The sequence below is a fragment of the Rathayibacter sp. SD072 genome (assembly GCF_017355185.1).
Taxonomy (GTDB): domain Bacteria; phylum Actinomycetota; class Actinomycetes; order Actinomycetales; family Microbacteriaceae; genus Rathayibacter.
This window is the reverse complement of the sequence record NZ_JADILJ010000024.1, coordinates 26,657-38,291: the sequence shown is the minus strand read 5'-3', so window position 1 is coordinate 38,291 and position 11,635 is coordinate 26,657. Positions and strand designations below refer to the sequence as shown.

The following is an 11,635-nucleotide window of genomic DNA, read 5'->3' as shown; positions in this document are numbered from 1 at the left end:
GGGTCGGCTCGGGGTGCGCTCAGCTCGGGCGCCTGAACGGCTCGGGCGCGCGCTCCTCCCCAGGGCGCCCGCGTCCGATCCGTCCCCCGCTCACCGCCGGGCGGACACGGAGGTCGGTGGTCTCGTGTTGACTCGTGGACATGAGAGAAACTCGAGAAGACGATCCCTCCGAGACGGCGCTCGCGGAGGTGAGGGAGCGCGGTGATCGCGCCGGCGCGCTCGCGCGCTCCGCGGCTCCGGTCCTGCTGGCGGCGGCCGAGGAGCTGCACGCGGGGTACCGGGCGGCACTCGCGCACCCGGAGGCGTTCGCCCGGGGCCTGTCGCGCAGCGAGACCGACGAGCTGGTGGAGCGGTCGATCCGAGCGGAGTTCGCGGTCGCACTGGGCGTGTCCGAGCGGGTCGCGTCGCGCGAGCTCGACGAGGCGCAGCTGCTGGTCGAGGAGCTGCCGTGCACGCGGGCCGCGCTGGCCGCAGCGCTCATCCGCTGGGAGGCGGGACGGCTGATCTGCGCCGTCGCGCGGACCCTTCCCTCCTCCTCCCGGGCGGTCTTCGACGAGCGGGCGGCGGGGCTCGCCGTCTCGATGACCCCCACCCAGCTGCGCCGCGCCGTCGCGCGGCTCCGCGAGGAGGTGCACGAGGAGCCCCTCGAGCGGCGGCACGTCCGCGCTCGCGAGGACAGGGCGGTCTGGGTCGTGCCCGAGGTCGACGGCATGGCGACCCTGTGCGCGCTCCTCCCGGCACCGGTCGCGCTGGGCGCGTTCGCCCGCCTGGATCGCATCGCGCGGACCCTCCGCGACGGCGCCCCCGGGAGCGACGTCCAGCAGGACGATGCCGGCGCGGAGACCGACGAGCGCACGCTCTCGCAGCTGCGGGCCGACGCGCTCGCCGACCTGCTCTGCGACGGTGACGTCTCCGGCACCGCCCCGACCGAGGAGGGGGTCGTCGCCTCCCGCGCCTTCGTGCCGGGGGTGCGCGCCGAGGTGCGCCTCACGATCGCCGCGAGCACCGCCGCGGGCCTCGACGATGCTCCGGCCGACCTCGACGGCTACGGACCGATCCCCGCCCGTGCCGCGCGGGAACTGGTGGGCGCGGCGGCCTCCTTCACCCGGGTCCTGGTCGATCCGGTGTCCGGCGGTGTCGCGTCCGTCGGCCGCACCCACCGGGTCCCGCCCGCTCGGATGCGGCTCCACCTGCAGCTGAGGGATCGGACGTGCCGCTTCCCCGGCTGCACCCGCTCCGCCGCCACCGCCGAGGCCGACCACACGATCGAGTGGCGCCACGGCGGCGAGACCGCGCTCGACAACCTCGCCTCGCTCTGCGTCGCCCACCACCACGTCCGACACGGCGATCGCTGGACCTACGTCCTGCATCCCGACGGCACCGCCGACTGGACCACTCCCACCGGACGGCGCGTCACCACCCGTCCGACCCCGATCCCCGGCGCTCCTCGCGCGTTCTCGGGCGGGCCGAGGTTCGAGGACGCCCCGCCGCCGTTCTGACCGGTCGGCTCCCGCGACGGCGAGGCGCGACGGCGAGGGCGACGGCGGCGAGAGGCGGCCACGCGAGGCGAGGCGACGGAGAGGCAGCGACGGGCGGCGAGAGGCGGCGGCGGCGAAGTGGAGCGGCGGTGGCAGAGAGAGGCGGCGAGGGGCCGCGGCAGAGAGACGCGGCGAGCCGCGGCGGCGGAATCTAACGGCGAAGTGCAGCAGCGCGACCCGGCAGCGGGGTGCGGGGCCGCAACGGCGCCGCCGGGAGGAGCGAGCCCTCCGCACCGGGGTACCGGATCGTTACACGGCAGCGCGAGGACGCTGTTGCGTCACAACTTTTGTTCACGGTAACATCCGAGCAGAGGACGCGATCACTCGGCGTCCACAGCACATCCTGCACTCACTGCACCTCGGGCCGCTAGGCCCGACCACCACCGGGCCTTCGCGCCCACCCCATCCCGGGCGCTCTTCGGCGCGCCCGCGGTCTCAAGGAGGAGACACATGTCCACGAAGAGGCGTATCGGCCAGTTCCTGGGTTTCGCAGCGGTCGGCGCGATGGCGTTCGGCCTCGCAGGCTGCTCCGGCGGCGACTCGGAGGCGGGAGCCGGCGGCGAGGGCGACCTGACCACCATCGGATTCGTGGCCGTCGGCCCCGAGGGCGCGTGGCGCCAGGCGAACGAGACCAACATCGAGGACACGTTCACCGAGGAGGCCGGCTACGAGCTCAAGTACGCCCCCGCCACCAACGGCGACCAGAAGTCCCAGATCGACTCCTTCACGTCGTTCGTCGACGAGGGCGTCGACATCATCCTGCTGTCGGCCACCGAGGGCTCCGGCTGGGAGGACTCGCTCGAGCGCGCTCAGGAGGCCGAGATCCCGGTCATCCTGATCGACCGCGGCATCGAGCCGGACGACTCCGACCTCTACGTCACCCGCATCGCGCCCGACAACATCGCGGTCAGCACCTCGGTCGCCGACTGGGCCACCACGACCTTCCCCGACGGCGCGAACTACTTCACGCTCGAGGGCCCCGCGGGCGTCTCGGTCGTCAACGAGCGCAACGAGGGCTGGGACGAGGTCATCGGCGCCGACTCGAAGTTCGTGAAGCTCGGCGCGCAGACCGCCAACTGGTCGACCGAAGAGGCGAAGAGCGTCTTCGAGACCGTCCTGAAGTCGAACAACAACGACGTCCAGCTCGTCTTCGCCCAGAACGACGAGATGGGCCTCGGCGCCGTCCAGGCCGTCCAGGAGGCCGGCCTCACCCCCGGCACCGACGTCAAGATCGCCACGATCGACGGCACCAAGAACGCGCTGCAGGCCCTGGCCGACGGCGAGCTCAGCTTCGTCGCCGAGTACAACCCGCTGTTCGGCGAGACCGCCCTCGACGCCGTCGAGAAGACGCTGGCCGGCGAGACCGTCGAGTCCTCCATCGTCGTCCCGAGCGAGACCTTCGACTCGCCCGAGGTGGCCGCCGAGGTCCTGCCCGACCGCAAGTTCTAGGGCCCGACCGCAGCCCTAGGGCTCACACCCTCCCCTGCGGAACACGCGGGGCCCGGACGATCTCCGGGCCCCGCGTCTCCGTCCCTCGGCGTCACCGCTTCCGGTCCGCCCTGCTCGAGAACGGAAGGACGCGACATGACAGGCTCGCCTCCGATCGTCGAGATGAAGAACATCTCGATCAGCTTCCCCGGTGTCAAAGCGCTCGACGGCGTCGACTTCCGCCTCTTCCCGGGCGAGGTCCACACGCTCATGGGCGAGAACGGCGCCGGCAAGTCCACGCTCATCAAGGCCCTGACCGGCGTCTACCGCATCGACAGCGGCGAGATCCTGGTCGGCGGCTCCCCCAAGCGCCTCAGCGGCACCGCCGACGCGCAGGCGGCCGGCATCTCGACGGTGTACCAGGAGGTGAACCTGGTCACGAACCTCTCCATCGGCGAGAACGTGATGCTCGGCTACGAGGTCCGCGGCCCCTTCGGCATCAACTGGAAGGCCACGCACGCGGCGGCGAAGGTCGCCCTCGGCAAGCTCGGGCTCGACCACCTCAACACGCGCCAGTCGCTCTCCTCGCTCTCGATCGCGATGCAGCAGCTGGTCGCGATCAGCCGCTCGACGGTGAGCGACTCGAAGGTCCTCATCCTCGACGAGCCGACCTCGAGCCTGGACGCGAACGAGGTCGAGAACCTCTTCACCGTCATCCGGCGCCTGCGGGCCGAGGGCGTCGCGATCCTCTTCGTCTCGCACTTCCTCGACCAGGTGTACGCGATCAGCGACCGCCTGACCGTGCTGCGCAACGGCACCTTCATCGGCGAGTACCTCACGCCCGACCTCGACCGCACCTCGCTCATCTCGAAGATGATCGGCAAGGACATCGCGGCGCTGCGCTCCCTCGACTCCGAGCGCGAGAACAGCGACCACCTCTACCGCGACGCGCCGCTCTACACGGCCAAGGGGATCGGCCGGAAGGGCTCGATCGAGCCCACCGACCTCACCCTGCACCGCGGAGAGGTCGTCGGATTCGCCGGGCTCCTCGGCTCCGGCCGGACCGAGCTCGCGCGCCTGATCTACGGCGTCGACAAGCCCGAGACGGGCGAGATCACGTTGCACGGCAAGAAGATCGACGTGCCGACGCCCACCGCGGGCCTCGCGCACAAGATCGCGTTCTCGAGCGAGAACCGCCGCGACGAGGGAATCATCCGCGACCTCTCGGTCCGCGAGAACCTGATCCTCGCGGTCCAGGCCAAGCGCGGCTGGGCCCGTCCCCTCTCCAAGAAGGAGAAGGACGACATCGTCGCGAAGTACCTGGTCGAGCTCAACGTCCGCCCGGCCGACCCCGATCGCCCGATCAGCAAGCTCTCCGGAGGCAACCAGCAGAAGGTCCTCCTGGGCCGCTGGCTCGCCACGCACCCCGAGATCCTCATCCTGGACGAGCCCACCCGCGGCATCGACGTCGGCGCCAAGGCCGAGATCCAGGAGAAGGTCGTCGCGCTCGCCGGCGAGGGCGTCGCCGTGATCTTCATCTCCTCCGAGCTCGACGAGGTGGTCCGCCTGAGCGACCGCATCATCGTGCTCAAGGATCACCGGGTCATCGCCGAGATCCTCAACGGACCCGCGGTGACAGCGGAGTCCATCGTCACTACCATCGCCGCAGAGGGAGTCGTCGACGAGGACGTCGTCGTTCTCGAAGGCGCCACGCAGGAGGCCGCATCATGAGCAGCGACACCCGAGCCGGCAGGACCTCGTTCCTGACCGGTCTCATCCGGAGGCAGTGGTTCTGGGGAGCGGTCGCGATCGTCCTCCTCCTGCTGATCAACGTCGTCAAGGACCCGGGCTACCTCGCGGTATCGATGAGCCCCACCACCGGCTACCTCGTCGGCAACGTCATCGACATCGCCCGAGCGTCGGCTCCGATCCTCATGATCGCCGTCGGCATGTGCCTGGTCGTCGCGACCGGCGGCATCGACCTCTCGGTCGGCTCGATCATGGTCGTCGCCGGAGCCGTCTCGATGGAGTTCCTGAACGCCCAGGGCGCCCCCGACTCCCTCGGCGCCGCGGCCGCCGCCTTCGGCCTCGCGCTGCTCGTCAGCGCGGTGCTCGGAGCGGTCAACGGCGTGCTCGTCTCGGTGGTGGGCCTCCAGCCCTTCATCAGCACGCTCGTCGTGATGCTCGCCGGCCGCGGCCTCGCCAAGGTGATCACCGGCGGCCAGAACACCGCCGCCACCAACGAGCCGTTCCGCTGGCTCGCCAACGGCTACGTCTTCGGTCTCCCCGTGGTCTTCCTCCTCGCCATCGCCATCGTCGTCGCGGTCGGCCTCCTGGTCCGCCGCAGCGCGCTGGGCCTCATGATCGAGGCCATCGGCATGGACGCCAAGGCCGCCCGCCTCGCGGGCATCAACCGCCGCGGCCTCCTGCTCACCGCCTACATCAGCAGCGGCGTGCTGGCCGGAGTGGCGGGCGTGTTCGCCACCGCGAGCGTCATGACCGTCGACACCTCCCGCACCGGGTACCAGCTCGAGCTCGACGCGATCCTCGCGGTCGTCATCGGCGGCACGTCGCTTGCGGGCGGCAAGTTCAACATCGCCGGAGCCGCGGTCGGAGCGATCCTGATCGCGACCCTCGACAAGACCGTGGTCTTCCTCGGCGTCTCCTCCTCCGCGACGCCGGCCTTCAAGGCGATCGTGATCGTCGCTCTCTGCCTCCTGCAGTCCGAGCGCGTCCGCTCCGCCTTCTCCCACCGTCGCGAAGCGCGTCGTCGCGCCCCGCAGAAAGAGGCGATCCCCGCATGAGCGCCCTGCTGACCCGCTCCGCCCCTCCGGCGAGCTCCGAGCGCACGAGCGCCCGGTCCTTCTTCAGCCAGCACCTCGACAAGCTGCCGACCCTCGCGGCGCTCGTCATCTTCGTCGGCATGATCGTCTACGGCGAGGCGGCCTACGGCCGGATCCTCCAGGCGAGCACGCTGTCGAACCTCCTGGTCAACAACGCGCACCTGATCATCCTCGCGGTGGGGCTCACCTTCGTGATCCTGACCGGCGGCATCGACCTCTCGGTCGGCGCCGTGATCGCCTTCAGCAGCGTCAGCGGCGTTCTGCTGATCAACGCCGGCTGGAACCCCTGGATCGTCATGGTCCTGATGATCGTCATCGGCTCCGCGTTCGGCCTGATCTCGGGCATCCTGATCCAGTACTTCGACGTCCAGCCGTTCATCGCGACGCTGGCGATGATGTTCCTGGCGCGGGGGCTCGCCTCGATGCTGAGCACCGTGCCCGAGCGCCTCCCCGAGGACTCGGCGGTGCTCTCGCTCGCCACCCCGATCAAGCTGATCGACGGGCCCAAGGTCAACGACTTCGTCATCAGCCCGGGCGTCGTCATCGCGCTGCTCGTCGTGGCCGGGGCGTTCTTCGTCCTGCACCGCACGCGGCTCGGCCGCACGGTCTACGCGATGGGCGGCTCCGAGCAGTCGGCGGCGCTCATGGGCCTCCCGGTCCTGCGGACCAAGCTCTCGATCTACGTGATCAGCGGCACGCTCGCCGGTCTCGCCGGAGTGGTCTACACGGCCCGCCTCGGCAGCGCCCAGAACATCACCGGCACCGGATGGGAGCTCGACGCGATCGCGGCGACCGTCATCGGCGGCACGCTGCTGACCGGAGGCGTCGGCTTCGTGCTCGGCTCGGTCGTCGGCGCGCTGGTCCTGGGTCTGATGAACGTCCTGATCACCCGCGACGGCGGCATCCCGCCCGAGGCGACCACGATCATCACCGGCGGCATCCTCCTCGTGTTCGTCCTCCTGCAGCGCGCCGTGATGCGGCGCAGCAGGACGTAGCGCGCACCCTCCACGCACCGACTCGGACGGCACCCTCGAGCCCCTCACGGGTCCGGGGGTGCCGTTCGTCGTTGTGCTGCGAGCGCTGCGGATCCGAGTGCGCCGGAGGTGCCCGCACCCCTTCACGTTGACGTCAACATCGTGTTACCGTGAACACGCCGACGTGTGTCGGCCCCCTCCACTCAGCAATGGTGCCGACCTAGGAGCAAGCGCGATGAAGCCCTTCCTACGACCCCTCGTCATGGCGACAGCCGTGGCCCTGGCGGTCCCCCTCCTCTCCTCGCCGCCCGCCCAGGCCGCCGCGAACCCCGAGAACCTCGTCCTGCGCTACCAGCTGACCGAGACCAGCGGCACCGTCGCCGTCGACAGCTCGGGCAGGAACCGCAACGGCACGATCGTCGGCGGAGCGACCCCGGGCGGCGACGCGGGCCTGCGGCTCGACGGCACCGACGACCACGTGAAGCTGCCCGACGACGTCCTCGCCGGGCTGAACTCGATCACCGTCAGCACCGAGGTGCTGGTGCGCCCCGAGCAGACGGGCAACTACTTCGTCTACGGGCTCGGCACCGCCGCGACGAGCAACTCCGGCGCCGGCTACCTCGCCACCCTGGCCGACAACCGGTACCGCACCACGATCACGCCGAGCAACTGGCAGGGCGAGCAGAACGTCGAGACCGCGTCGCCGCTCTCCCGCGGCGTCTGGAAGACCCTCACCTACACGCTCGACGACGCGAGCGACACCGCGCGCCTCTACCTCGACGGCAGCCAGGTCGCCGTGAAGACGGGAGTCACCACGACCCCCGCCTCGATCGGCGGCGGCACGACCACCGCGAACTTCATCGGCCGCTCCAACTACGCCGCCGACCGCACGCTCGCCGGCAGCGTGCGCGACTTCCGCATCTACGACAACGCGCTCACCGCCGCCGAGGTCGCCGCCCTGCAGCCGACCGCGGCGACGAAGGCCGCCCGCGACGCGTCCGCGCTGGCGCTCGGCGACCTCTCGGCCGTCCAGGCGAACCTCGCACTGCCCACGACGGGCGCCAACGGATCCACGATCACGTGGGCCTCGAGCGCTCCGCAGACGATCTCGACGAGCGGAGTCGTCACCCGGCCCGCCGCCTCCGCGGGCAACGCGACCGTCACCCTGACCGCGACGATCACGAGCGGCTCCGAGTCGCGCACGAAGGCGTTCACCGCCACCGTGCTCTCGCAGGCCGGCGACCAGCAGGTCGTCGACGCGGCCGCCGCCGGCCTCGCGATCCCGGACCTCGGCGACGTGCGCGGCAACATCACGATCCCCGCGGCTCCCGCCGGCACGTCGATCAGCTGGACCTCCAGCGACCCGGCCGTGATCTCGACCACCGGAGTCGTCACCCGCCAGTCCGCCGACCGCACCGTCACGCTCCGCGCCACGGTCACCAAGAACTCGGCCACCGCCACGCGCGACCTCGTCGCCACCGTGCGCGCCTCGAAGGAGCTCGGCGCTCTCGAGGGCTACGCCTTCGCGTACTTCACCGGCAACAGCGTCGAGGGCGAGAACATCTTCTTCGCCGCGAGCAAGGGCAACGACGCCCTGGCCTGGGACGAGCTCAACGGCGGGCAGCCGACGCTGACCTCGACGTTCGGCGAGAAGGGCCTGCGCGACCCGTTCCTCCTCCGCTCCCCCGAGGGCGACACCTTCTACCTGATCGCGACCGACCTCTCCATCGGCCGCAACGGCGACTGGGACCGCTCGCAGCGCCAGGGCAGCCGCTACCTCGAGGTCTGGGAGTCGCACGACCTCGTGAACTGGTCCGAGCAGCGCCACGTGCTGGTCTCGCCCGAGACCGCCGGCAACACCTGGGCGCCCGAGGCGCACTGGGACGCGAGCATCGGCGCGTACGTCGTCTACTGGGCCTCGAAGCTCTACGCCGAGAACGACCCGAACCACACCGGCAACGTGAACAACGTCATGATGTACGCCACCACCCGCGATTTCACGACCTTCAGCACCCCGCAGGTCTGGCAGAACACCTCGCGCATCGACTCCACGGTGCTCGAGCAGAACGGCACCTTCCACCGCTTCACGAAGGACGAGGGCGCGAGCGGCACCGGCTGCTCCGACATCATCCAGGAGAAGTCGACGTCGCTCCGCGCGCCGCTCACCGGCTGGACCACCGTCGACAGCTGCATCGGCCGCGACGCCGGCACCGGCGCCGTCGAGGGCCCCACCGCCTTCGCCGCCAACCCCGGCGACGTCAACGGGCAGACGAACTACCTCTTCGTCGACGAGTACGGCGGACGCGGCTACATCCCGCTGCAGACCGCCGACCTGAACGCGCCGAACTGGCAGGTCGCCCCGGACTACGACCTCCCCGCCAGCCCGCGCCACGGCACGGTGCTCCCGGTGACGGCCACCGAGCTCGCCGCGCTGCGTGCGGCCGAGCCCGCCGGACCGACCCCGGTCACCGCGAACGCGGCCGGCGAGATCCTCCGCTACTCCTTCGACAACGGCTCGGGCACGGCGCTCGAGGACGTCTCGGGCAACGACCGCGACGGCACGATCGTCGGCGGCGCGGCCTGGAGGTCCGGCGCCCTCGCGTTCGACGGCGTCGACGACCACGTCGACCTGCCGGACGACGTCCTGGCCGGAGTCGAGGACATCACGATCGAGGCCGAGGTGAAGATCGACCCCGCCCAGGGCACGCCGTACTTCCTCTACGGACTCGGCAACTCGTCGAACAACGCCGGCGACGGCTACCTGTTCACCACGGGCAACGCGTACCGCACGAGCATCGCCTCCGGGAACTACACGACCGAGCAGACCGCGAGCTCCGGCTCGAACCTGCCCCGCGGGCAGTGGGCGAAGCTGACCTACACGCTCTCGAACGGCACCGCCACGATCTACCTGAACGGGGCGAAGGTCGCGACGAAGACCGGAGTCACCACCGTGCCGGCGGACCTCGGCGGCGGACGCACCACGGCGAACCACCTCGGCCGCTCGCTCTACGGCGGCGACAAGCTCTTCACGGGCGAGTACCGCGAGTTCGCGCTCTGGAACCGCGCCCTCACCGAGAGCGAGGTGCTGACCCGCTCCGGGTCGGCCGACCAGATCGCCGGAGTCTCGCTCACCACGCCCGACGTGCTGAAGGTCGCTCCGATCGTCGACTCGGCCGCCCGCACCGTCGTCTTCCCCGTGAAGCCCGGCACCGACCGCTCGAAGCTGGCCCCCGTGTTCGCCACGGCGACCGGCACCACCGCCTCCCCCGCCTCCGGCACCGTCCGAGACCTGCGCACCCCCGTCACCTACACGCTGACCGCAGCGGGCGGCGCGACCGCGACCTGGACGATGAAGGCGATCGAGATGAGGAGCCCCGTGCTCCCCGGTCTCTACGCCGACCCCAGCATCGTGGCGTTCGGCGACACCTTCTACATCTACGCGACGACCGACGGCACCCCGGGCTGGGGCGGCAAGGAGTTCTTCGTCTGGTCGTCGAAGGATCTCGTCGACTGGACCCGCTCCGAGAAGCCGTTCCTGACCCTCGACGGGGCGAACGGCAACGTTCCCTGGGCCGTCGGCAACGCCTGGGCGCCGACGATCATCGAGAAGGGCGGGAAGTACTACTTCTACTTCTCGGGCCACAACGCGTCGCTGAACCGCAAGACGATCGGAGTCGCCGTCGCCGACAGCCCCGTCGGTCCCTTCACCGCGCAGCCCACCGCGATGATCACCAACGGCGAGTCCGTGACGTCCGGTCAGGCCATCGACCCGGCCGCGTTCACCGACCCGGCCACCGGCAAGAGCTACCTCTTCTGGGGCAACGGCTCGCCCGTGTACGGCGAGCTCTCGGACGACATGCTCTCGATCAAGGCCGGCACCATCAAGCGGATGAGCGGCCTGACCGACTACCGCGAGGGCAGCTTCGTCAACTACCGCCAGGGGCTCTACCACCTGACCTACTCCATCGACGACACCGGCTCCGAGAACTACAAGGTGGGCTACGCCACGTCGACGAGCGTCGACGGCCCGTGGACCTACCGCGGCGTGATCCTCGAGAAGAACCCGGCGCTGGGGATCCTCGCCACCGGCCACGACTCGATCGTCAACGTCCCCGGCACCGACGACTGGTACATCGCCTACCACCGCTTCGCGATCCCGGGCGGCGACGGCACCCACCGCGAGACCACGATCGACCGCGTCACCTTCGACGCGACGACCGGGCTGATGCAGAAGGTGACGCCGACGCTCGAGAGCGTGCCCGCCCAGACCATCACCGACCCCGCGCCGCTGCGAGCGGCGATCACGGGCACGGCGACCGTCGGCAGCACGCTGACCGCGACCGCCTCCTCCCCCTGGACCGCCACGGCGTACCAGTGGAAGCGCGGCGGAGTGGACATCGCCGGCGCGACCGCGTCGTCGTACGTCCTCACCGCCGCCGACCGCGGCACCGTGGTCTCGGTCGCGGTGACGGCGACGAAGCCCGGATGGTCCCCGGCCACGGCGAGCGCGCAGACCGGCGCGGTCACCGGGGCCTCCGGGATCGTCGGAGCGACGACCACGACCAGCACCCGCTGCGTCGCGGGGAAGATCGTGGTCACCGTGACCGCGACCAATCCGAACGCCTTCCCGGTGAAGACGACGATCACCACGGCCCACGGCTCCAAGTCCTTCGCCGAGGTCGGCGCCGGGAAGACCGTCACGGCGGCCTTCACCGCCCGCACGGCGAGCGTCCCGGCCGGTGAGGCCACCACCACCTCCACGGCGTTCGTCGCGGGCAAGCCCGCCTCGGCGACCACCACGACCCCCACCTCCGCGGCCAGCTGCGGCTGACCACGGGATCCGACCGACACA

6 protein-coding genes are annotated in these 11,635 nt (G+C 70.8%); all 6 read left to right on the top strand.

The features are described 5' to 3' along the window. The first annotated feature begins 140 nt into the window (after positions 1 to 140). The 6 genes from IOC53_RS11020 (at position 141) to IOC53_RS10995 (ending at position 11,614) form a co-directional block, all read left to right on the top strand. Positions 141 to 1,499: an HNH endonuclease signature motif containing protein gene (locus tag IOC53_RS11020; protein ID WP_207405667.1), complete on the top strand. Its 1,359-nt coding sequence runs from the start codon at positions 141 to 143 to the stop codon at positions 1,497 to 1,499. Between the two features lie 489 nt (positions 1,500 to 1,988). Beyond that, positions 1,989 to 2,987, top strand: a complete 999-nt coding sequence (locus tag IOC53_RS11015; RefSeq protein WP_207405665.1) for an ABC transporter substrate-binding protein — start codon at positions 1,989 to 1,991, stop codon at positions 2,985 to 2,987. 135 nt (positions 2,988 to 3,122) lie between these two features. After that, on the top strand, positions 3,123 to 4,697 hold the full coding sequence (locus tag IOC53_RS11010; protein ID WP_207405663.1) for a sugar ABC transporter ATP-binding protein: 1,575 nt from the start codon (positions 3,123 to 3,125) through the stop codon (positions 4,695 to 4,697). Continuing rightward, positions 4,694 to 5,770, top strand: coding sequence for an ABC transporter permease (locus IOC53_RS11005; RefSeq protein WP_207405661.1), 1,077 nt, complete (start codon positions 4,694 to 4,696; stop codon positions 5,768 to 5,770). Before IOC53_RS11010 ends, IOC53_RS11005 begins: the two co-directional genes overlap by 4 nt. Beyond that, complete coding sequence (locus tag IOC53_RS11000) at positions 5,767 to 6,804, top strand: sugar ABC transporter permease (RefSeq protein WP_207405658.1); 1,038 nt, start codon at positions 5,767 to 5,769, stop codon at positions 6,802 to 6,804. Before IOC53_RS11005 ends, IOC53_RS11000 begins: the two co-directional genes overlap by 4 nt. A 214-nt stretch (positions 6,805 to 7,018) precedes the next feature. Further along, complete coding sequence (locus IOC53_RS10995; RefSeq protein WP_242683213.1) at positions 7,019 to 11,614, top strand: family 43 glycosylhydrolase; 4,596 nt, start codon at positions 7,019 to 7,021, stop codon at positions 11,612 to 11,614. Positions 11,615 to 11,635: the final 21 nt, after the last annotated feature.

Bases quoted from the DNA above. Each gene is read 5' to 3' on its own strand.
- IOC53_RS11020 (WP_207405667.1), top strand. From the start codon at position 141: ATGAGAGAAACTCGAGAAGACGATCCCTCCGAGACGGCGCTCGCGGAG.
- IOC53_RS11010 (WP_207405663.1), top strand. From the start codon at position 3,123: ATGACAGGCTCGCCTCCGATCGTCGAGATGAAGAACATCTCGATCAGC.
- IOC53_RS11005 (WP_207405661.1), top strand. From the start codon at position 4,694: ATGAGCAGCGACACCCGAGCCGGCAGGACCTCGTTCCTGACCGGTCTC.
- IOC53_RS11000 (WP_207405658.1), top strand. From the start codon at position 5,767: ATGAGCGCCCTGCTGACCCGCTCCGCCCCTCCGGCGAGCTCCGAGCGC.
- IOC53_RS11015 (WP_207405665.1), top strand. From the start codon at position 1,989: ATGTCCACGAAGAGGCGTATCGGCCAGTTCCTGGGTTTCGCAGCGGTC.
- IOC53_RS10995 (WP_242683213.1), top strand. From the start codon at position 7,019: ATGAAGCCCTTCCTACGACCCCTCGTCATGGCGACAGCCGTGGCCCTG.